Genomic DNA, 22,159 nt, shown 5'->3' with positions numbered 1-22,159 from the left:
AGGTACGGCCAGTACCGTGGTCGAGTGCATGACCGATACGTCGAAGAGGTCCCGCCGACCACCCCCACCACCGCGTCCACCGCCCACACCCCCACCACCGTGGAACGCGGCTCCTTCTGCATCGCGCGCTGCTCCTGCGGCTGGTCGGGACCGGCCCGCCGCTCCCGCGACCGGGCCCGCACGGACGCCGCGGATCATCTCGCGGCCCCCTGACGCCCCGGCTCCCCACTTCCCGGCCTCCGCCCCCCCACCGTGATCCCGGAGCTCCGATGAACCTTCCCCTCCCACCCGCCCGGCGCACCCTGCTCGCCGCGGGCGCCGCGGCGGTACTCGCCGGTGTCACCACCGCGTGCGACGGCCCCTCCGCCACCCCGGGCGGTACGTCGGACGGCGCCGGCGGCACCGGGAGCGCCACCGGCTCCCCGTCCGCACCCTCCGCCCCACCAAAACCCTCCGCCACCGCCCGTACGGACTGGTCCGCGCTGGCCAGGAGCCTCGACGGCAGCCTCGTACGACCGCAGGACGCCGCCTACCGGACCGCCCGTCAGCTCTACAACACCCGCTTCGACGGGCTGAAACCGGCCGCCGTCGCCTACGTCCGGCACGCGGCGGACATCCGCGAGTGCCTCTCCTTCGCCCGCCGCACCGCCACCCCCGTCGCCATCCGCGGCGGCGGCCACTCCTACGCGGGCTGGTCGAGCGGGAACGGCCGGCTCGTCCTCGACGTGTCCTCGCTGGACCGCATCTCCCCGGACGGCACGATCGGCGCGGGCGCCCGGCTCGGCGACATCTACCGGAGCCTGGGCCGCAGCGGGCTGACGATACCCGGCGGCTCCTGCCCCACCGTCGGCATATCCGGCCTCACCCTCGGCGGCGGCCACGGCGTCGCCTCCCGCGCGTACGGCCTGACCTGCGACAGCCTCACCTCCGCGACCCTGGTCACGGCCGACGGCACCACCCTCACCGTGGACGCCGACCACCACCCGGACCTCTTCTGGGCGCTGCGCGGCGCGGGCAACGGAAACTTCGGCGTGGTCACCGAGCTGAGGTTCCGCACCCGTCCGGTCCGGCCGGCCGTCACCGCGTACCTGACCTGGCCGTGGTCGCGCGCCCGGTCGGTCGTCGCGGCCTGGCAGGAGTGGGGCCCCGCACAGCCCGACGAGATCTGGACCTCCGCCCATCTGGACGCCGGCCCGGCGGGCGCCGACCCGACCGTGTCGGTCTCCGCGTTCGGCCTGGGCACGTACGGCGACCTCCAGAACGCCGTGGACCGCCTCGCCGACCGGATCGGCGCCCCGGCCTCCTCGGTCTCACTGCGCCGCCGCGGCTATCTGGACGCGATGCTCGGGTACGCGGGCTGCGCGGGCATCAGCGAGGCGCAGTGCCACCTGCCGGGAACGACGCCCGGCCGCACGCCCCAGGGCGCGCTGCGGCGCGAGACGTACGCCGCCGCCTCCGACTTCTACGACCGCTCGCTCCCCCCGGCGGGGATACAGGCGCTGCTCGACCGGACCGCGGCGTTCACCCGGATCACGGTGGCGCAGGGCGGCGGGAACGGTTCGGTCTCGCTCACGGCCCTGGGCGGGGCGATCAACCGGGTCTCCCCGCAGGCGACGGCCTTCGTCCACCGGGATTCGCGGATCCTCGCGCAGTACATCGGCGCCTGGGCCCCCGGCACGGCGGGCAGCGCGCAACAGGAGTGGCTGAAAAACACCCATGCGGTAATGCGCCGTCATGCTTCGGGCGCGGCCTACCAGAACTACAGCGACCCGACGCTGACCGACTGGCGCCGGGCCTACTACGGCACGGCGGCCGACCGCCTCACCGCGCTGAAGAGGACGTACGACCCGGACCGCCTCTTCTCCTACCCGCAGGCGCTCTGAGGCCGGGGCCGCGAGTCCCCTACGCGGCGAGGCCCCTACCCGGCACGGTCCCTATGCGGCGAGGTCCTTCTCGCCGCTCCCGCCGCACGCGCCCGGCCGCGGCTCGGGGATCCCGAACGCCCCGGACCGGTCACCGGCCCCGGCCACCGGCCCGGACCGCCGCGACCGTACGAGCCGGCCGAGCCGCTCCGACCGGGAGACGGCCGCCACCAGCGGGGTCAGCAGCATCCCGGCCAACGGGGCCAGCAGCAGGGCGACCGCCGTGCCGAGCGCGAATCCGCCGATGACGTCGGTCGGGTAGTGGACGCCCATGTAGACCCGGCAGAACCCCTCCAGGAGGGCGAGCCCGATCGCGGCGATGCCGAATTTCCGGTTGGCCACGAAGAGTCCGACGCCCAGCGCCATCGCCATCGTGGCGTGATCGCTGACGAACGAGAAGTCGTTCTTCCCGTTGATCAGGACCTCCAGCCCCTGGTGGTCCCGGAACGGGCGGGGGCGCTCGACGAATCCGCGGATCGGGATGTTGATCAGGAGCGCGATCCCGGCGGCGAGCGGCGCCCAGACGATCCCGGCGACCGACGCGACCGCGTCGTCCGCCGTACCGCGCCGCCGCACGCTCCACCAGCACCACAGGACCACCAGGACGAGCCCGAGCAGGATCCCGTACTCACCGAGGAACTCCATCACCCGGTCGAACCAGGGGGGAGCGGACCTGGCGAGCCCGTTGATGTCGTAGAGCAGGCCGACGTCGGGGTTCGACCCATCGACTGCGACTCCAGCCATCTGCTGCGGCCCCTTGTCCTGTCTGCTGCCGCGGGCACCCATGTGTGCGCCGCTCTGACGAACCCCCGTGTCGGTTCGGTTCCGGCCGCCGTCGCACGGTCGACGCGTCGGTACGCCGTCGGCCCCGTCCTCCCAGGGAACGAGACCCCTGGTACGCGTGTTCCGCTCTCCACCGAATGATCACCATGACGTTATCGAAGAGAGACGCATCACCGCAGCTCAGGGCTGAGGTTTCACGGAGAGTTCCGGCCATCGCCGCCCCGAGGCCATGCCCCGCGCGCCGCCCGTGCCGCCGCCCACGCCGCCGCTCATGCCGCCGACCGGCTCTTCGGAAGGGCCTTCGGGAGGGCCGCGGCCCCGTCCTTGGTCACCCGCGTCGCTCCGAAGTAGTCCGGCGCGTCGATCTTGTCGAAGCGGATGACGGCCCCCGTGTACGGAGCGTTGATCATGTACCCGCCCCCCACGTAGATCCCCACGTGGTGGATGGCCCGCGAATTGGACAGGTCGTTCGAGAAGAACACCAGGTCCCCGGGGAGCAGCTCGTCCCGGGAGGGGTGCGGCCCAGCGTTGTACTGGTCGTTCGCCACCCGGGGCAGCTCGATGTCCACCGTCCGGTACGCGGCCTGGGTCAGCCCCGAGCAGTCGAACCGGCCGTTCTGCTCCGGCGTGCCGTTGCCACCCCAGAGATACGGCGTCCCGAGCTTCTTCTGCGCGAAGTAGATCGCCCCGGCCGCCTGCTGCGAGGGCTGCACCCGGCCGACCGGACGGGCGAAGCTCTTCTCCAGGCTGCGGATGATGGTGACGTAGTTCTGCGTCTCCGAGATGGACGGGACCCCGCCCGCCCTGATGACCCGGTACGCCCCGGCGTTGTACGCGGCCAGCATGTTGTCCGTCGGGTCGCCCGGGACCTTCTTCACATAGCTGGCCAGCTCGCAGTCGTACGACGCGGCGGACGGGATGGCGTCGGCCGGATCCCACACGTCGCGGTCGCCGTCACCGTCACCGTCGATGCCGTGGGTGGCCCAGGTGCCGGGGATGAACTGGGCGATGCCCTGCGCGGCGGCGGGGCTCTGCGCACGCGGGTTCCACCCGCTCTCCTGGTAGAGCTGGGCGGCCAGCAGGGCGGGGTTGATCGCGGGACAGAGGTTGCCCCACTTCTCCACCAGCGCCTGGTACCGCGCGGGCACCGCCCCCTTGGCCAGCGCGACGGCCCCGCCGCCGGACCCCATCCCGGCGGCGGCCGAGTACGTACCGACGACGAGGAGCGCCACGAAGGTCATGGCGCTGCCCGCCGCGATGCCACCGACCACCCAGAATTTACGCACCCCTCAACCATCCCCCATCCGGGGCGTGTTCATGGGCGGTTTCGACGGTGTGTACGAGTAATCCGCGTCATGCGGGGGCGATCCGTACGCAGCTCCGGCGCATGGGACCGCACGACGGGCGCACCGGGTGCACCGGCCGGATCAACCGGCGCACCCGGCACCCGCACGACCGTCAGGCCCCGGCGGACCAGTGGTCCGAGCGGACGTTGGGGCTCGGCAGCGGATACACGTCCTTGTATGCCGGGCCGTTCGGCTTCGACGCGGACTCGGCGACCTTCGACTCCTTCACACAGGGCGTGTCCGCCTCGAAGAAGACCTGCCCCTTGGCGCGCACGCTCACGCTGATGCCGAAGCCGTCCTTCGTCACCGCGTAGACCGCCGGGAACTCGGTGTCCTTGTTCTTCGCCCGGATACGGAAGTCGCTCGCCCGCCAGGTCTGCTCGACCTGGTCCAGGAACGCCTGCCTGCGGTCCGCGGACACGATGGTCATGACGGTGCGTCGGCGCGTCACGTCGCAGCTGCCCTTGGTCGTCGGACCGTGCGCCCACTGGACCTCGGGGTCGATCTTCTTCAGTACGTCGTCGAGCATGCCGTCGGCCCGGTCGGCAGCCTCCTGCATGTCCATCTTGTTCCCCTTGGTGCTTTCGGAGCCTGCGGTGCTGCTGGTCGAGGTGTTCGCACCGGCCTCCGGGTGCGCCTTCTCGCTGCCACAGGCGGACAGCGCGAACCCGACGGCCAGAGCCACGGCGACGATCTGGAACCTTCGGCTCATCGGTACTCCTCAATCTTGAGCCGGTCGGCGTGCCCGGACACGATAAGCGCGATGCTGTCGGCGGAGACGGCGTCCCGCGACGGGGTGAAGTAGTTGGAGTGCGAATCGAAGCTCATGGGCTTGCCCGGGTCCACCGGGAACCGCCTGGCCCCGAACGCCTTGCTCGCCGGGTCCTTCCCGAACCAGAGGTTGTCGTCGCCCGGGTCGGCCAGATCACCCGCGATGACCGCGCCGGCCGGCCCGCCCAGGATCATCCCGATCCCGCCCACGACCACCTGGGTCTTGGACGGCAGCTTGGTGACCGGGTCGTTCTGCGCGGCGCCGACGAAGACGTGCTCGGCACCGACCCCGAGGTCCACGGCCCGGTCCACGCCCACTCCGGGGCTGCCGACCAGGATGATGTCGTCCACCCCGGGAATCCCGCCGATCCGCCGGGCGGCGGCACCGACGGTGCGCGAGCCGTAGGAGTGCCCGATGGCCGTGATGTGCGGATCCTTGTTCTGGTTGGTCGCGACGATCCCGCTCATGAAGTCGTTGTACGCCGCGCCGCCCACCTCCGCACGCTTGGTGCCCGCCACCGCCAGGCTCTGCAGCCCGTCCGGCGTCTGCGGGGCGTCGTAGCCGAGCCAGACGATCGCGGCGCTGGACGGGTCGTACCCCTGGGCGCCGATCGCGGTGTCCTTGGCCCGCCGCAGGCCGCTCTTCGCGAACTCCTCGTCGAGGGCGGTGTTCAGCCCCGGCACGTAGGCCGACACGTTCTTCGAGGTGTCGGGGTTGCCGTACGAGACGATCGCCCGCCCGTTGCCCTCGTCGCTGATGCCGATGAGGTACATCGGGGGCCGGCTGCCCTCCTTGAGCTGCCGGTCGATCTCCTTCAGCCCGGCCAGCTGCTCGCGGGACTTCTTGTCGGTCTGTCCCTCCAGCTTCTGGATCAGGCCGGGCAGGTTACGACGGTTGGCGGCGTCCCGGTCCGCCACGGGGATGCCGTCCAGACCGCCGATCTGGTCCGGGAGGAGCTCCAGGTAGCGGTCGCGCTGCTGCTGCGTCAGCCCCTTCCACCAGTACGCGCGTCCGGCGGCGCTGCCGTTGCGGGGGATGAGCCCGTCGAGGTACTGCCGCTCGCTGTCCCGTACCGCGGACTCGACGCGGCTGCCCGAGCCGGGCAGTCCGGTCAGCGGGTTGCTCCCGCCGGGCTGGGCCACCTCCCAGGCGGCGTTGATGAACTTGCCCTTGTTCCACTGGTCGCCGGCCTTCTTCGCGGCCTGCGCGTACTGGTCGACGACACCGCGACCGGTGGTGACGGGGTGCGCGATGGTGTCGACGGCGCCCTGGACGTCACCCAGCAGGCCGTCCTTGCCGACGACGCCGGAGAGGAAGCCGCCGTTCGGACGGGGCTCGTAGTCCGAGATCACGGGTTGTCTACCCGCGTTGACTCCTACAGAAGAACCGCCGTCCGCACCCGAACCACCACTCCCAACGGAACCACCGGCACCATCGGAACCGCTGGCACCACCGGCACCACCGGCACCACTCCCGCTGCCGCCACCATCGGCGCCCCCGGAACCACCGGCGCCTCCGGAACCATCAGCACCCCCGGAGCCGGACCCTCCGGACTGCGACGAGCCCGACGCACCCGAGCCGCCGGTCACGGTCGCGCTGTCCGTCCCGGAGCTGTCGCCGCTGCCGCCCTTCCCCCCGTGGCCGCCCTCGGCGACGGCGGCGGGCGGCGGGCAGGAACTCCCGGTCAGCCGGCAGACGGCGTCCTGGATCCGGCCGGACACCTGACCGCCGATCCCCGTCGCCACCAGCGCGCCGACGAGAGCAACGACCACCAGAATCGTGCCCAGGTACTCCATCGCGGTCTGCCCGTGGTCCCGGCGCCGCTGGGCCAGCAACCGCCCGAGGCTGAACCCCTCGTGGAGCACCCGCTGCTCGGGCGCGAGCCTGAACCACGCGCGCGACCGCGCCCGGCACAGCAGTACGAGAACGAGGACCGGAAGGACCATCCGGGTCACGCCGCGGCTGTCCTCCGAGTTCAACGTGGCCAGCGCCCCGAGCAGGAGCCAGGCGTGCACGGCCACCAGCCCGCGCCAGACCCAGACGCCCCCGGTCCGCACCCGGAACGACAGCACGAGCCCGACGATGCCGGGCAACGAGGCGTACAGCAGCATCCCCAGCAGATGACCGTCGACCGCCTCGACGGACGAGGCGGTGAGCAGCGCGTTGAACACACCCACGACCGTGACGGCGAAGAGCAGCCGGACGAGGACCAGAACTGCTTGCAGGGGGCGCGACAGTGACTGTCTGCCGGGACGGTCATCGGGGGCGCGCAAGGCAGCACCGCCCGGTACCGCTAGTTCCTGTATGCCAGACACGGCGAGTCTCCCCAACTTTGTGAGTGGGCGCAGCGACAGTTCCCCCCGGTATCCGTATGCGACCACAACACCCCGGGGCCCGGCATGGGCCCTGGGACCCAATGCCGGACTCAATGCCTGCTCGGGCCCTCACCGCCACCACCCCGCCTTTCAGGGCGAGTTGCAACACACGACCCGCCGCCCCCTCGCTGCTCCGGGGCCGCTTCACCCCCTTCAGCGCCCTTCAGCCCCGCGCCGCGCGGCGAGTTGAGCCCGACCGGAGCGGGCGGCTTCCCCACCCCTCCCAGGAACGCGAAGGCCCGGTCCGCCCCGACCGCCAAAGCCTCCGCACCCCTGCCCGGTAGCCCCGCGGGGAGTGCCGATCAGAGGGTCCCGACGACGTCAGCCGGACGTCAGTGGGGCGTCAGCAGAACGTGAGCGATCCACAGGATGCTTTTGATGTCAAGAGGTCGGAGCAAGCGGTTCACCGCAGGATTCGGGCCTTGTCTCACGCTCATCCTGGGAGAAATCCATGCGCTCGATCCGCACCCGCAAGCACACCGCCGCCCTCGGCGTCGTCACCGCCGTCCTCGCCCTCGCCCTCACCGCCTGCAACGAGGGGGACGGCACGGACGCCGCGGGCGCCGCCGGTAACACCTCCTCCGCCCCCTCCGCCGAGGCCACGCAGGCCGGCGGCGACGCCAAGGGCACGGACGGCTCGAAGTCCGGCGGCAGCGCGCAGAACGCCGGCGCGAAGACCGGCTCGTCGACCGGCGGCGGCTCCAAGGACAGCGGCAGCTCCGCCTCCGGCGGCAGCGGCGGTGGCAGCGGCAACACCAGCGACAGCTACGCCTACAAGCACCCGTGCAAGGCCAGCGACCTGTCGATCCGCGTGTACCCCCGCGAGGGCTCGAAGACCCAGCACGTGATCGAGGTCAACAACACCGGCGCCAACTCCTGCGGTCTGAGCTACTTCCCGCAGGTCAGCCTGGGCGCCTCGAAGGCCTCGGACCACAGCGGCGACATCATCCCGGCGGTTCCCGGCGGCCTGGGCGGCGCCCCGGCGTACCCGGTCAAGCCGAAGACGGCCGCCATCGCGGTGATCGACCTGAACCCCAAGGGCGGCAACGGAGTGACCTGGATCAACGAGATGAACGTGCTGGCCGACGGCGACCACATGCCCAACGCCGACACCCAGAACTTCGAGCTCGGCCCGGACGTCAAGGTCCTGGACCCGAAGCTGGGCCTGTACGAGGCCTCGGTCGCCGATGCCGTGAGCTCCATGCAGTCCGCGGGCAAGTAACCCCGCCGCACCCCGCAACCCCCGTAGGGCCCGGATCGCGTCTCGTATCCGGGCCCTACGGGGTGTTCGACGCGACCTCCCGCCCCCGCACCGGGCGGGTCGCGGCCTCCGGCGGCCGGCCCGCTGTCAGAGGGGCTCGGTAGGGTCCGGGCATGCCTGCATTCCGCGACTTCAATTTCAAGCTGTTGGTCATAGAGAAGCTCATGTATGAGGACCGGACGCTCACCCCGGCCTTCAGCATCGACGAACTCCTGAGCGCGAGGGGCGCCAGGAGCGCGATGGACTACGTGTACGAGCAGGGCCTCGAGTTCACGGTGCTCGACGAGTCCCGCGCCTACTTCGAGGCGCTGGAGATCAGCGAGGAGCTGCTCGCCACGGTGGAGACCCTCCTCGTCGACGGCGGCAACCGGGTGTACTACCACTGCTCCCCGGTCTGGGACGGCGAGGACGAGCTGTTCGACGTGGCCTCGCTCGACGATCTCGACCTGCTGCCGAACCTGCGGCGGGTCAGTGGCGCACAGGACTGCGGGATAGGCGTCGCGTTCGACGAGAAGCTCCTCGCGGCCCGGGGCATCGCCTCCGACTGAGCCGCACACACTCTCCCGCTGTCGCCCCGTCAGGTGATCCGACAACGTGTCCGGCGGCTCCGCCACGGGCACGATCAACGTCATGAACGACGGCATGAGCGACGAGCCGGGCAGGATCCTCCGCTGGAACTTCTTCATCGGCGGACACCTGAGTTCCTCGGTGCCCGTACGCCTGGTCCAGCGGACCGGGGCGGGCCAGCTGGTGTGGATGGAGACCGGCACGCCGATGTGGCGGACGAAGCTTCCGCGCGGGGCCCATCTGCGGGACATAGCCCCGGACGACCGGCCGGCCGGCGGCTACCCGGTCGTCGCCGACCGCTGGCCGATGGGCAACGCACTCTTCTACCAGCCGGACGGCGCAGCGCATTCGGTGCTCTGGCTCTTCGGACGTGGACGAAAATTCCGCGGCTGGTACGTCAATCTGGAGCGCCGCATCCATCGCGGCGACGACATCGATGTGTCCGACCACGAGCTCGACATCAACGTGGCACCGGACCGGACCTGGAGATGGAAGGACGAGAAGTCCTTCGCCGAGAAGACCGGTCACCCCGTCTACTGGTCGGCCGCCGAAGCGTCGGCGATCCGGGACGAGGGCGCCTCGGTCGTCCGACTCGCCGAGGCCGGAACGTTTCCCTTCGACGGCACCTGGTGCGATTTCCGGCCGCCGCCCACCTGGACCACGCCGCCCCGGCCGCCCGTTCCCCGCCACCCGCTGCTCTGACGTACCCCCAATTCCGTACGGCATCAACTGTCACGGCCGCACTGACCAGGGGATCCATGCATTCTCAGCCAGTGTGGCGAGATGGCAATCATTGCCCGGGGTCACACCCCGTGATACATAGAGTAACCATACAAATTCAGTCATACGCCGTTCCGCCCCACGGGCCCGAGACAGCCCGACCGGCCACATGTGCGAGGCCGGAGCAAAGAGAGCCGTCGAGCCGTCGCCCGAGACCGGTTTCATCAGCGAAGATAGAGAGCGACCCGTGCCGTGGGGCAGGGGCAATGAACTACCCAACAGGGGCGGTGACTTACATGATCCTGGCAGCGGAAAAGGGCGACATCACCACCATCATCGGCGGAATCGCCCCGAACTGGGGACCGTTCGGGACCCTCGGCAACGAGGCCCGCGTGATGATCGAGGTCGTGATGGCGGTCGCGATCCTGCTCTGCCTGGGCATCGCGATCTGGGGTGCGGCCAAGCAGCGCATCGGAGCGACGGCCCTGCGCGACACCTTCAGCGCGGAGCAGGGCAAGGGCCTGATCGTCGCCGGGCTGACCGGTGTGTTCATCATCGGATCGCTCGGCACGGTGTTCACCATCGTCTACGGAATGGCCGTCTGACCCGCTGTCATTCCCCGTCCGGGGCCCGTCCGGCCCATCCACCACCATCCGTCGTCCGTCCGTCGTGCCCACCGGCAGAGGTTGCGTCCCTGATGTCGAGTCACCACACCGCACCCGCGCGGAAGCCCACCCGGCTACCGTCGTACTACCCGGTCCAGGAAACGGTTGAGGGGGCGTACGCGGCATGAGCCTCGGCGACGACAACGGCTACCGCAGCGACTCAGGTCGTACGGACGATGCGTACAGCACCATCGGCGGCACACGGCAGACCCGCACCCGCCTCCCCGACGGCGAGGGCGGCGACGGCTACGGCCCCCCTCGCCGCCCGGCCCGCAAGCCGCGCTCCATGATCATGATGGTCGGCGTGATCGTCCTCCTGATCGCGGCCATCGCGTTCGCCAACATGGGCGGGGGCGGCGGGGACGACAACAACGACGGCCGAGGCCGCGCGGACGGCACCCCGAACACCTCGTCCACGGCCGCCACCGGAACGAAACCGGTGAACAGAAAGAACGGCACCATCGCCTCCGGCTTCGCCCACGACGAGCAGGGGGCGCAGAGCGCGGCGGCGAATTATGCGGTGGCGCTGGGCTCTGCCGAGATGTTCGACAAGAACCGTCGCCGTGCCATTGTCTCAGCCGTATACGCACCCGAGGTTGCTACCGCTCGCCAGGGCGATCTTGACAAGGTGTACTCCGGCCGCAGTTTCCTTACCAGCATCGGGCTCAACGCTGACGGCACGGCGCCAGCTGGCCTGACCTTCGTATCACGGTCCAATCCGGCCGGAACGAAGGTAGTGAAGTTCAACGGTGATACCGCGAGCGTCGCAGTCTGGTACTCGGCGCTGTTTGGGCTGGCAGGCGAAGGCTCCAAGAATCCCGTGGCCGAAAGCTGGTTCACAAACACCTTCGAGCTGGCATGGATCAATGGTGACTGGAAAGTAACGGACTTCACCCAGAAGGACGGCCCCACACCAGTCGGCCGCGACCAAGCCGCCTCGCCTGCCGACGAAATGGCCGATGCAGTGGAACAGTTCGGAGGGTTCACCTATGCCCGATAAACGATCTGGTCGAGCCCTTCCGTTCACGGCTGCAGTGGCCGGCCTGCAAGTGTTCTTGGTAATGCTGGCCAGTCGTGCATTCGCCGAGCCTTCCCCAAGCCCGACTCCGACGCAGAGCAACAATGCCTGCGACCTGATTCGCGGCCCCGCCAAGGACTACTGCGAATCCGGCGACGCCGGCACCGGCCGTTCCCCCAGCACGCTGACCGACTCGCAGGACCCCCTCGCCTCCCTCGCCCGTGGGTGCGCCGACGCCGCCGCGTGGATCGTGGACAAGCTCAGCGAGGCCGTGAAGAGCACCGCCAGCGTCGACTTCACGAACACCAAGTTCCTCCAGCAGTACGCGATCGTCTTCGCCGCCTCCACCGTCCTCACGCTCGTCCTCTGGCTCCTCGCCGTGGCCAAGCGCGCGATCCGCGGCGTACCGCTGACCACCGCGATCTCCGAAGCCGTCGGGTACCTGTGGCTGACGGTCCTGGCGTCCGCGTTCACGCCGCTCATCCTCTACACGATCGTCTCCGCGACCGACGGCGTCACCGACGTCATCGCCGGGTCCTCCGGCGGGCAGACCGACGTCTTCTTCGGCTCGTTCTCCGAAGCCCTCAAGAAGGGCTCCGACATCGGCGGCGGCCCGATCATGCTGATCGTCGTCTCCCTCGTGTCGATCCTGGCCGCGGGCGTCCTCTGGCTGGAGCTCGTCATCCGGGCCGCCCTGCTCTACGTCGGCGCCCTGCTCGGCACCGTCGTCTACGCCGGACTCGTCGACAAGAACATGTGGGGCCACGTCCGGCGCTGGGCGGGCATCATGATCGCGGTGATCATGGTGAAGCCGGTCATCGTCGTCGTCCTCGGGCTGGCCGGCGCGCTCTCGCAGGACGACGGGCCCAACGCCGTCTCCGCCGTCGTCTCCGGCCTCGCCATCATCCTGCTGGCGATCTTCGCCTCCGCAATGATCTACCGCTTCGTCCCCGGCTTCGGCGACGAGATCCAGGGCGCCCGCACCAACCGCAAGCAGGCCACCGACGGCGCCCAGGCCGCCGCCCTGGTCAGCTCCCCCGCCGCGCTCGTCTCCCAGGGCATCAAGACGCACAGCAGCCGAGGCGGCCAGGGCGGCGCCGACAGCACCGGAGGCGGCGCCCGGCCCGCCAACCCCGCCAGCGGCGGCATGGCCGCCCACAGCTCCCGCGGCTCCGGAACAGGTACGGGCGGCACCGGCTCCGTGGCGCCGTCGCCCCGCAGCGGCTCCTCGCCCACCTCCGGCACCCCGCACGGAAGCCGCCCGCACCGCGGCGGATCAGGCAGTTCAGGTAACAACAGCACGGGAGGTGGAGGGCGTTGACGACTCCGTCCCACACGATCGCACCCCGCCGCACGTATCTCATCGGCCGGGCCCGGCCGAACGCGATCGTCGGCAAGAACCGCGAGACCGGCGAGATCGCCCTGATCATCGCCGGGGCGTTCCTCGGCATGATGTGCGGCCTGCTCGTCCCGGTCCTGTCGCTGCGGATCGTGCTCCTCACCGGCTTCCCGCTGCTCGCCCTGGCGATCGTGTACCTCCCGTACAAGCACCGCACCTTCTACCGGTGGTTCGAGATCAACCGCAGCTACAAGCGCACCCTGCGCCGCGGTACGACGTACCGTTCCGCGGCCATGGAGGCGGGCGTCGGCAGCGACGGGCGCGAGGTCGAGATCGGCCCGCCCCCCGGCATCGGCCGGATCAGCTGGCTCGCCGCCCCCTTCGGCCCCGACGAGATCGCCGTCCTGCTGCACGCCGACCGCCGCACCGTCACCGCCGCGATCGAGATCGAGGGCCCCGGCGTCGGCCTCCGCGACAGCGAGGACCAGGAAGCCCTCGTCGACCGCTTCGGCACCCTGCTCAAGCACGTCGCCAACGGCGACGGCTTCGTGACCCGCATCCAGATGCTGGCCCGCACCCTGCCCGCCGACCCCGACGCGCACGCCAAGGACGTCGCCCAGCGCGGCGACACCGCCTCCCCCCGCTGGCTCAAGGACTCCTACGACCAGCTCCAGTCGATGGTCTCCACCTCCAGCGAGCAGCACCGCGCCTACCTCGTGGCCTGCATGCACTACACCCGCGAGCTGGCCGCCGAGGCCAACGCCATGGCCCGCGCCGCCCGCCCCCAGGCCGGCCGCAAGCTCGACCGGGACGCCGGCCTCGCCGTCGTCATGGCCCGCGAGCTCACCGACATCTGCGCCCGCCTCGCCGAGGCCGACATCCGGGTCCGCCAGCCGCTCGGCCAGAGCCGCCTCGCCTCCCTGGTGCACTCGATGTACGACCCCGACCACCCCATCGACCACATCCAGGCCATGACCAAGCGCAACGCCTGGCCCGCCGAGCTGGACGCGGTCGAGCCCACGTACCTCCAGGCCAAGACCCGCGAGTCGGTCACCCGCGCCCCCTGGTGCCACTCCACGGCCTGGGTGAAGGAGTGGCCGATGACCCCCGTCGGCGTCAACTTCCTGGCCCCGCTGCTCGTCCACACCCCCGACGTGATCCGCACGGTCGCGGTCTGCATGGACCTCGAACCGACCGAGGTCGCCATCGAGCGGATGCTCACCGAGAAGACCAACGACGAGGCCGAGGCCAGCCGCCAGGCCAAGATGAACCGCACCGTCGACCCCCGCGACATCGCCGCGCACGGCCGGCTCGACCAGCGGGGCGAGGACCTCGCGAGCGGCGCGGCCGGCGTCAACCTGGTCGGATACATCACCGTCTCCTCCCGCTCCCCCGAAGCCCTCGCCCGCGACAAGCGGACCATCCGGGCCTCGGCCGGAAAGTCCTACCTCAAGCTGGAGTGGTGCGACCGCGAGCACCACCGCGCCTTCGTGAACACCCTCCCGTTCGCCACCGGCATCCGCCGCTGACACCCGGTCCCGAATGGTCGGGACCGTCCCGAACGACCCGGCCGACAACCACGCCGTCCGAGCAACGACCCGGACCGTCCGAACCACCCGAACAACCCGAACGACCCGAACGAAAGGGAGGTCGGTCACGCCATGCGGGATCCGCTGTCCGCGCTGTCGGACGCCTTCACCGCCTTCCTCTTCGGGAAGGTGGAGACCACCAGGCTGCCCGTCCGCACGTCCACGGGGCAGGCCCAGGCCGTCTACCTGCCCACCGCCGCCCCCGGCCTCGGCGACTCGGGCGTGATCATCGGCCGCGAGGTCTACTCGGGCAAGGGCTACATCTACGACCCCTTCCAGCTCTACGGGCAGCAGCTCCCGGCCCCGCACTGGCTGGTGCTCGGCGAGTCCGGCAACGGCAAGTCCGCGCTGGAGAAGACGTACGTGCTCCGCCAGCTCCGCTTCCGCGACCGCCAGGTCGTCGTCCTGGACGCCCAGGGCGAGGACGGCGTCGGCGAGTGGAACCTCATCGCCCAGCAGCTCGGCCTCACGCCCATCCGCCTCGACCCGACCTCCGCCCTCAACGGCGGAATCCGGCTCAACCCGCTCGACCCCTCGATCACCACCACCGGCCAGCTCGCCCTGCTCCGGACGATCATCGAGGTCGCCCTGGGCCACGGCCTGGACGAGCGGTCCGGCTTCGCCCTGAAGGTCGCCCACTCCTACGTCAACGGGACGATCACCGACCGACAGCCGGTCCTCACCGACATCGTCGAACAGCTCCGCCACCCCGAACCCGAGTCCGCCGAGACGATGAACGTCGACATAGACGACGTACGCGCCTGGGGCCTGGACGTCGCGCTCGTCCTGGACCGGCTGGTCGACGGCGACCTGCGCGGCATGTTCGACGGACCGACGAGCGCGGGCATCGACCTCGAAGCCCCCCTGATCGTCTTCGACCTCTCGCACATCGACCGCAACTCGATCGCCATGCCGATCCTCATGGCGATCGTCGGCGTCTGGCTGGAGCACACCTGGATCAGGCCCGACCGGAAGAAGCGCATCTTCCTCGTCGAAGAGGCCTGGCACATCATCAACTCGCCCTTCGTCGCCCAGCTCTTCCAGCGCCTGCTGAAGTTCGGGCGCCGACTCGGCCTGTCCTTCGTCGCCGTCGTCCACCACCTCAGCGACGTCGTCGACGGGGCGGCGGCCCGCGAGGCCGCCGCGATCCTCAAGATGGCGTCGACCCGCACGATCTACGCCCAGAAGGCCGACGAGGCCAGAGCGACGGGCCGGGTGCTCGGCCTGCCCCGCTGGGCGGTCGAGATCATCCCGACCCTCACCCCCGGCATCGCCGTCTGGGACGTCAACGGCAACGTCCAGGTCGTCAAGCACCTGATCACCGAGGCGGAACGCCCCCTGGTCTTCACCGACCGCGCGATGACCGAGTCCTCCGTCGTCGATCCGCTCCCCGACTCCCTCCCGGAGGACGTACGCGCCGCGGACCTGGAGGCGGAGGAGCGGGCCGCCCGGATCGAGCGGCAGCAACGGCTGAACGAGTCGTCCGAGTCAACGGTGGCATGACATGGCAGGGCGCCCTCACGAACGCACCGGCGACTCCGGCCGGTACGGCCGCGGCCATGGCCGTACCGGCCCCGGACACACCGGCCCCGGCCGCGCCGACCACGAGCGCCCCGGAGGCAGCGGCGGCATCCCCGACGGCCTCCTGATCGGCCTGCTCGTCTTCCTGCTCGGGCTGGCCGCGCTGGCCTGGACGACCACCGGTCTGGCCGGTCTGTTCGCGCACGGCGCCTGGCCGGAGGGCGTCACGCTCACCGAAACGCCCCGCGCGATGCGCAGCCTCGCCTCCGCGCCGCACGATCTGCCGGCCGCCTGGCCGGACACCCCCGCGGGCGAGCTCTCCGGGTACGGGCTGTTCTGGGGCATGTTCATCGGTGAACTGCTGGTGCTGCTGGTGCTGACGGTGTTCGTGCTCGGTACGGTGGCCCGCTGGCGCGCCGTACGCGCCCACCAACGAGCCGAACGGAACACGTATGGTCCCGAGGAGAAGAACACCCCCGAGGAGTTCGACGGCCCCGCCTACGAAGCCCGGGCCCACCGCAACAGCCCCCACAGCGACAGCGGTCTCAACGACCCCGCCCCCCACACAGCCGTCCCCGCTCCCGCCTCCACCCCCGCGCCACCCCAGCAACGCCGCCCCCCGCAGGAACAGCCGCCCCTCCCCGATCCCGCCACCTCCGTGGAGCAGCCCCCCATCCTGTCCCCCACCCCCCTCGTCGTCTATGGACCGCCCCCGACCCGCCGCCCCATCGTCGTACGGGCCGTCCACGAGGCCCCCGGCCCTGCGCTCGTCGTCACCTCCGACCCCACCGTCTGGGACGAGACGAAGGACGCCCGCGCCAAACTCGGCCCGGTCCTCCTCTACGACCCGGGCCACCTCTGCGACACCCCGGCCCGCCTCCACTGGTCGCCCACCACGGGCTGCGAGAACCCCGAGACGGCCGCCGCCCGCGCCACCGCCCTGCTGGCCCCGGTCCGCCCCCAGGCCAAGATCGACGCGGCCACCGCCGACACCGCCGAGACGCTCCTGCGATGCTGGCTGCACGCCGCCGCCGTCGACGGCCGCCCCTTCCGCCAGGTCCACCGCTGGGCCCAGGGCAGCAGCGCCCACGAACCCGTCCGCCTGCTCCGCACCCACCCCAAGGCCGCCTCCGGCCTCGCCGGCCTCCTGGAATCGGCCCTGACCGCGCACCCCGAACGCCGCGAGATGGCCCAGCAACTGACGGCCCGCGCGTTCGCCGCGCTGTCGACCGTCCACATCCGCGAGGCATGCACCCCGAACCGCGCCGATTCGCTCGTACTGGAATCCTTCGTCGCCGAGGGCGGCACCCTCTACGTGGTGGGCGAACCGATCGAGGACCCCCGCTCGGGCCCCGGAGCGATGCCCCTGCTCACGGCGCTCGCCGCCCAGGTCATCGAGCACGGCCGCAGCCTGGCTTCCAGATCCCCCGAGGGCCGGCTCGACCCGCCCCTGACCCTGGTCCTCGACGACATCGCCGCAGTGGCCCCCGTCCCCCGGCTCCCCGAACTGCTGGCCACCGGCCCGGCCATCGGCCTGCCGCCCCTGGCCCTGCTCCGCTCCAGGGAACAGGGCCGCTCCCGCTGGCCCCAGGAGCTCACCCCGACCCCCTGAGCCACACAGAACAACCTCAGTACGAGAACCTCGACGCGAGAGCCCCGGGCCAGGAACCTCAACACGCGAACCTCAGCACACGAACCTCAGCACGGGAGCCTCAGGCCGGAAACGGCCTCTCCACCACATGCTCGATCTCCCGCGCGGACGGATCGCCCGGCACCGGCACCGTACTCCCGGTCGGGACGAAACCGATCCGCCGGTAGAAGGCCGCCGCCCGCGGATTGTCCTCGTGCACATACAGCCGTACGCGCTCGATCCTCGGCTCCGCCAACGACCAGGCCCACTCCGTGGCCGCCCGGAACAGCTCCTCGGCCAGCCCCGCACCCCGCGCCCCGGACCGTACGAACACACCGACCACATGCGCCTGGTGGACGTCGACCCGCTCCCCGAACGCCAGCTCCGCGTCCGGCCGCTCGATCAGCACGGTGACACTCCCGTCCCACCGCCCGTCCGGCGCCACGGCGACGAACTGCCGCACCTCACCGCTCCCGGCCTCCGAAGCGTTGAGCGCCCGCTCCCGCCAGAACGCGTCGGAGCGGGTCACGCCCTGCTCGTACGTCTCCAGAAACGCCACCGGCGCGACCGGATCGCGCAGAGCCGCCAGCCGCAACTCCTTGACCTGCGGCCACTCCTCGGCGCGCACGGTTCTCACCACATGTTCCATCCACCGATCCTGTCGCCCGCCCGGGACCTGCGCAAACGACATTCCCGACCGGCCGACGGCCCATGTCGTACCCCGGTACCACGCGCACCGCCAGATGCCCTCCCCGGTCCGACGCCGCCCGGCGCCCCGCTCCGTAGCGTCGAACGCATGATCAGGGCATACGGACTCACCAAGAAATACGGCGACAGGACGGTCGTCCAGGACCTCGACTTCACGGTCCGCCCCGGCACCGTCACCGCCTTCCTCGGCCCGAATGGCGCCGGGAAATCCACCACGATGCGCATGCTGCTCGGCCTGGACACCCCCACCCGGGGCCGGTCCACGATCGGCGGCCGTGCGTACGCCACCCACCACGCACCCCTCACCGAGGTCGGCGCACTCCTGGAGGCCCGCTCCGTCCACCCCGGACGCACCGCCTTCCACCACCTCATGGCCCTGGCCCACACCCACGGCATCCCGCGCCACCGCGTCGAGCACGTACTCGACCTGGCCGGACTGACCGCCGTCGCGCACCGACGCGTCAAGGGCTTCTCGCTCGGCATGGGCCAACGCCTCGGAATCGCCGCCGCCCTCCTCGGGGACCCGTCGACGCTCGTCCTGGACGAACCCGTCAACGGCCTCGACCCGGAAGGCGTCCGCTGGATCCGCAACCTCCTCAGGTCCCTGGCAGGGGAGGGCCGTACGGTCCTGATCTCCTCCCACCTGATGAGCGAGACGGCACTCACCGCCGACCACCTGATCATCGTCGGCCGGGGCCGCCTCCTCGCCGACACCACGGTCACCGACTTCGTCGCCTCGGCCGGCGGCGCCCAGGTCAAGGTCGTCACCCCACGGGCCGACGCCCTGCGCCGGCTCCTCACCCCCGACCCCACCGTCACCGTCACCACCACCGCACCCGACCACCTCACCGTCCGGGGCACGGACGCCGCCCACATCGGCCGCACCGCCGCCGCCCACGGCATCCCCCTCCACGAACTCACCCCGCAGACCGCCTCCCTGGAACAGGCCTTCATGGACCTGACCCAGGAATCCGTCGAATACCGGATCACCACCGCCCCAGAACCCACCGGAGCCCCCGCATGACCACCGAAACCCTCCCCACCACAGCACCGGGCCCGTACCGGATCACCCCGGCCCGCGTCCTCCGCTCCGAGTGGCACAAACTCCGCTCACTGCGCTCCTCCTGGACCACCCTGGCCTCCGCGTCGGCCCTGATCCTCGGCGTCGGGCTCCTCATGGGCACGACCTACACCAGCGACGGCGGCGACTCCGACATCGACACCGTGGTCCTCGTCCTCTACGGCTCGCTGCTCGCCGCCCCGTGCGTCGCGGTCCTCGCCGTCCTCATGACGGCGGGCGAGTACGCGACCGGCATGATCCGCGCCTCGCTCACCGCCGTCCCCCGCAGGCTGCCGGTCCTCTGGGCGAAGGCGGCGGTCCTCACCGCCACGGTCTTCACCACCATGCTCGCCACCTGCCTGCTCACCTTCGTCCTCGCCCAGATCTGGCTCCAGGACACCGACCAGGCGGCCTCCCTGACCGACCCGGGCGTGTTCGGGGCGATCACCGGCACCGCCGTCGGCATCACCCTGCTGAGCCTGATCGGCCTCGGCCTCGGCGCCCTGCTCCGCTCGGTCCCCGGCGCCATCGGCGCCTACATCGGCGGGGTGCTGGTCCTCCCCCAGATCCTCGCCGCACTCCCGTACGAGAGTCTGAGGACCGCCCTGGCGTACGGGCCCACCCGGGCCGCCGCCGCCCTCGGCTCCGCCACCCCGTCGCCGGGCGACGCCTCCACCGCGGGCGCCCTGCTCGCCCTGTGCCTGTGGGCCGGTGCGATCCTGGGCTGCGCCGCCCTGCTGCTGCGTCGACGCGACGCATGATCCGGGAGGGGGCGGGGGACGGCGAGGACGGGCACGTGACGACGGACGACGAGACGGGCCGCACACCCGGCACCGACCGGGCCACCACCCCGGTCACCCACGCCCTCGACCGTCTCCTCCGACGCGTCCGCGCCCTCGACCACCGCCGCCCGATGGTCTGGAACGTGCTCCTCACCGCCTTCTGGACGCTCGTCGCCCTGCTCGACGTCACCACGGGCGGCTGGCGGACGGTGGCCGTGAACCCGGAGGTGCCCGCCTCACTGGTCCTGCCGGTGAGCGCGGCCTTCTCCGTACCCCTGCTGTGGCGGCGTACGCACCCGATGGCCGTGCTGGTCCTCATGGCACCGGTCGCGCTGGTGAACGTCTGGTGCGGCGCCGTCGTCCAGGCCGCCTACCTCCAGCAGATCGCCGTCTTCAACATCGCGCTGCGCCTGCCGGGGCGGGCCCTCGCCGGCGCCGGGGCCCTGGTGGCCGTACCGCTCCTGGCCGCCGGGGCACTCCAGCCGGACGGCTGGAACCAGACGGCCGTCCCCCACCTCTGGGCGTTCGCGCTCGCGGCGATGCTCGGGCTCGTGGTCCGTACGCGCAAGGGGTACACGGAGGCCCTCGTCGACCGGGCCCGCCGGCTGGAACGGGAACGCGACCAGCAGGCCCGTCTCGCGGCCTCCGCCGAACGGACCCGGATAGCCCGCGAGATGCACGACATCATCGGCCACAACCTGTCCGTCATCACCGGCCTCGCCGACGGCGGCGCCTACGCGGCCGCCCGCAGCCCGGAACGCGCCGCCCAGGCCCTGGAGGCCATCGGCACGACGAGCCGCCAGGCCCTCACCGAGCTCCGCAGGCTCCTCGGTGTCCTGCACGACCACCCCGCCGCCGAGGCCGACCGCGCCCCGCAGCCGACCCTGGACGACCTGGACGCGCTCCTGACCGGCGTACGGGCGGCCGGCCTCCCGGTGACCCTGCGCGTCCACGGCACGCCTCCCGCCCTCGCCCCCACCGCCGGACGGCAGTTGACGGCCTACCGGGTGGTCCAGGAGGCTCTGACCAACACGTTGAAGCACGGCGGAACCCAGCCACCGCCGTCCGCGGAGGTCACCCTGACCTACCGGCCCGGTGAACTGGAGGCCGTCATCACCGACACCGGCACCGCAGCCCGGCCGCGGACCGACGCACGGGGCGGCGGCCAGGGCATCGCCGGAATGCGCGAACGCGCCTCCCTCTACGACGGCACGCTCGAAGCGGGCCCGCTACCGGCCTCCGCGCCCGTCCCCGGCTGGCGGGTACGGCTCCGGCTCCCCTTGGAGGACACCCCCTCGTGACGACCGTGCTCATCGCGGACGACCAGCCCATGCAGCGCTTCGGCTTCCGCATGCTCCTGGAGAGCCAGGACGACATGACCGTGACGGGCGAGGCCGCCAACGGCCTCGAAGCCCTGGAGCTCACCCAGCACCACCAGCCGGACGTCATCCTGATGGACATCCGGATGCCCCTGCTCGACGGCATCGAGGCCACCCGCCGCATCGTCAGAACGGCCCCCCGCACCCGCGTCCTGATCGTCACGACCTTCGACCTCGACCGGTACGCGTACGACGGTCTCCGCGCCGGCGCCAGCGGCTTCCTGGTCAAGGACGCCCTGCCGGAGGAGATGCTCTCCGGTATCCGGGCCGTGGCCTGCGGTGACGCGGTGGTCGCCCCCAGCCTCACCCGCCGCCTGCTCGACGCATACGTACAGCACCTCCCGGTCTCTCCGGGTGGCCCCGCATCAGTGGACACGCGCCTCGCGCCGCTCACCGAGCGGGAACGGGAAATCCTCACCGTCATCGGCCAGGGCTGGTCCAACACGGAAATAGCCGAGCGGCTCCACCTCGCCGAATCGACGGTGAAGACCCACGTCGGCCGCATCCTCGCCAAGACCGGCTCCCGCGACCGCGTCCAGGCGGTCATCCTCGCCTACGACACCCACCTGGTCACGCCCCAATGACCTGCACCCCCTGGGCGAAATACTCCGGGGGAAAATGGGGGTGAACGCAGAAAAGCCCCGTGTCCACAAAGGACACGGGGCTTTCCCGTAAAAGAAGTTCGGCGGCGTCCTACTCTCCCACAGGGTCCCCCCTGCAGT

General features: G+C 71.2%; 20 protein-coding genes. 15 read left to right on the top strand and 5 right to left on the bottom strand.

Annotated features, from left to right (window positions below; translation table 11 throughout):
* The first annotated feature begins 24 nt into the window (after positions 1-24).
* Positions 25-213 (top strand): hypothetical protein, encoded by a 189-nt coding sequence (locus ACWC97_RS24555; protein WP_450651576.1) that lies wholly within the window; start codon positions 25-27, stop codon positions 211-213.
* 56 nt (positions 214-269) lie between these two features.
* Positions 270-1,883 (top strand): FAD-binding oxidoreductase, encoded by a 1,614-nt coding sequence (locus ACWC97_RS24550; RefSeq protein ID WP_450651575.1) that lies wholly within the window; start codon positions 270-272, stop codon positions 1,881-1,883.
* Between the two features lie 51 nt (positions 1,884-1,934).
* Here the strand turns inward: ACWC97_RS24550 and ACWC97_RS24545 are convergent, their stop codons facing one another.
* The 4 genes from ACWC97_RS24545 to ACWC97_RS24530 all read right to left on the bottom strand — a co-directional run bounded on the left by ACWC97_RS24545 (position 1,935) and on the right by ACWC97_RS24530 (position 7,096).
* Positions 1,935-2,666 carry a phosphatase PAP2 family protein gene (locus ACWC97_RS24545; protein WP_352278883.1) on the bottom strand — a complete coding sequence of 244 codons (732 nt, stop codon included), beginning with the start codon at positions 2,664-2,666 and terminating at the stop codon, positions 1,935-1,937.
* Positions 2,667-2,974: 308 nt separating this feature from the next.
* A complete protein-coding gene (locus ACWC97_RS24540) occupies positions 2,975-3,976 on the bottom strand; it encodes a C40 family peptidase (RefSeq protein WP_450651781.1) in 1,002 nt (333 codons plus the stop codon).
* 187 nt (positions 3,977-4,163) lie between these two features.
* Positions 4,164-4,763: a hypothetical protein gene (locus ACWC97_RS24535; protein ID WP_450651574.1), complete on the bottom strand. Its 600-nt coding sequence runs from the start codon at positions 4,761-4,763 to the stop codon at positions 4,164-4,166.
* Positions 4,760-7,096 (bottom strand): alpha/beta hydrolase, encoded by a 2,337-nt coding sequence (locus tag ACWC97_RS24530; protein WP_450651573.1) that lies wholly within the window; start codon positions 7,094-7,096, stop codon positions 4,760-4,762. Before ACWC97_RS24530 ends, ACWC97_RS24535 begins: the two co-directional genes overlap by 4 nt.
* 553 nt (positions 7,097-7,649) lie before the next feature.
* On the opposite strand from ACWC97_RS24530, the gene ACWC97_RS24525 reads away from it, so the two are divergent.
* The 9 genes from ACWC97_RS24525 to ACWC97_RS24485 all read left to right on the top strand — a co-directional run bounded on the left by ACWC97_RS24525 (position 7,650) and on the right by ACWC97_RS24485 (position 17,490).
* Entirely contained in the window at positions 7,650-8,420 is a 771-nt protein-coding gene (locus ACWC97_RS24525) for a DUF4232 domain-containing protein (protein ID WP_450651571.1), read from the top strand.
* A 152-nt stretch (positions 8,421-8,572) separates the two neighbouring features.
* Complete coding sequence (locus ACWC97_RS24520) at positions 8,573-9,007, top strand: DUF6892 domain-containing protein (RefSeq protein WP_352278878.1); 435 nt, start codon at positions 8,573-8,575, stop codon at positions 9,005-9,007.
* Between the two features lie 82 nt (positions 9,008-9,089).
* Positions 9,090-9,728: a DUF402 domain-containing protein gene (locus ACWC97_RS24515; protein ID WP_450651570.1), complete on the top strand. Its 639-nt coding sequence runs from the start codon at positions 9,090-9,092 to the stop codon at positions 9,726-9,728.
* A 314-nt stretch (positions 9,729-10,042) separates the two neighbouring features.
* Positions 10,043-10,351 (top strand): hypothetical protein, encoded by a 309-nt coding sequence (locus ACWC97_RS24510; protein WP_352278875.1) that lies wholly within the window; start codon positions 10,043-10,045, stop codon positions 10,349-10,351.
* Positions 10,352-10,535: 184 nt separating this feature from the next.
* The gene (locus ACWC97_RS24505; protein ID WP_450651568.1) at positions 10,536-11,411 is read left to right on the top strand and encodes a hypothetical protein; all 876 of its coding nucleotides are present in this window, start codon (positions 10,536-10,538) and stop codon (positions 11,409-11,411) included.
* Complete coding sequence (locus tag ACWC97_RS24500) at positions 11,401-12,750, top strand: hypothetical protein (protein WP_450651566.1); 1,350 nt, start codon at positions 11,401-11,403, stop codon at positions 12,748-12,750. The genes ACWC97_RS24505 and ACWC97_RS24500 overlap by 11 nt, the downstream gene beginning before the upstream one ends.
* The gene (locus ACWC97_RS24495; protein ID WP_450651564.1) at positions 12,747-14,297 is read left to right on the top strand and encodes an SCO6880 family protein; all 1,551 of its coding nucleotides are present in this window, start codon (positions 12,747-12,749) and stop codon (positions 14,295-14,297) included. The genes ACWC97_RS24500 and ACWC97_RS24495 overlap by 4 nt, the downstream gene beginning before the upstream one ends.
* A 132-nt stretch (positions 14,298-14,429) precedes the next feature.
* Positions 14,430-15,860 carry an ATP-binding protein gene (locus ACWC97_RS24490; RefSeq protein ID WP_450651563.1) on the top strand — a complete coding sequence of 477 codons (1,431 nt, stop codon included), beginning with the start codon at positions 14,430-14,432 and terminating at the stop codon, positions 15,858-15,860.
* 1 nt (position 15,861) lies between these two features.
* The gene (locus tag ACWC97_RS24485) at positions 15,862-17,490 is read left to right on the top strand and encodes a type VI secretion protein (protein WP_450651561.1); all 1,629 of its coding nucleotides are present in this window, start codon (positions 15,862-15,864) and stop codon (positions 17,488-17,490) included.
* Between the two features lie 100 nt (positions 17,491-17,590).
* On the opposite strand, the gene ACWC97_RS24480 is transcribed toward ACWC97_RS24485, so the two are convergent.
* Entirely contained in the window at positions 17,591-18,157 is a 567-nt protein-coding gene (locus tag ACWC97_RS24480) for a GNAT family N-acetyltransferase (protein ID WP_352278866.1), read from the bottom strand.
* 147 nt (positions 18,158-18,304) lie between these two features.
* On the opposite strand from ACWC97_RS24480, the gene ACWC97_RS24475 reads away from it, so the two are divergent.
* Genes ACWC97_RS24475 through ACWC97_RS24460 form a run of 4 tightly spaced genes read left to right on the top strand, consistent with a single transcriptional unit; the run spans position 18,305 to position 22,021 of the window.
* On the top strand, positions 18,305-19,240 hold the full coding sequence (locus ACWC97_RS24475; RefSeq protein ID WP_450651559.1) for an ATP-binding cassette domain-containing protein: 936 nt from the start codon (positions 18,305-18,307) through the stop codon (positions 19,238-19,240).
* Positions 19,237-20,037: an ABC transporter permease subunit gene (locus ACWC97_RS24470; protein WP_450651557.1), complete on the top strand. Its 801-nt coding sequence runs from the start codon at positions 19,237-19,239 to the stop codon at positions 20,035-20,037. The genes ACWC97_RS24475 and ACWC97_RS24470 overlap by 4 nt, the downstream gene beginning before the upstream one ends.
* Positions 20,034-21,359 carry a sensor histidine kinase gene (locus ACWC97_RS24465; protein WP_450651555.1) on the top strand — a complete coding sequence of 442 codons (1,326 nt, stop codon included), beginning with the start codon at positions 20,034-20,036 and terminating at the stop codon, positions 21,357-21,359. The genes ACWC97_RS24470 and ACWC97_RS24465 overlap by 4 nt, the downstream gene beginning before the upstream one ends.
* The gene (locus ACWC97_RS24460; RefSeq protein WP_450651553.1) at positions 21,356-22,021 is read left to right on the top strand and encodes a response regulator; all 666 of its coding nucleotides are present in this window, start codon (positions 21,356-21,358) and stop codon (positions 22,019-22,021) included. The genes ACWC97_RS24465 and ACWC97_RS24460 overlap by 4 nt, the downstream gene beginning before the upstream one ends.
* The last annotated feature ends 138 nt before the right edge of the window (positions 22,022-22,159 follow it).

It is taken from the genome of Streptomyces sp. NPDC001108, from assembly GCF_053598535.1.
This window is presented reverse-complemented; position numbering and strand designations above follow the sequence as displayed.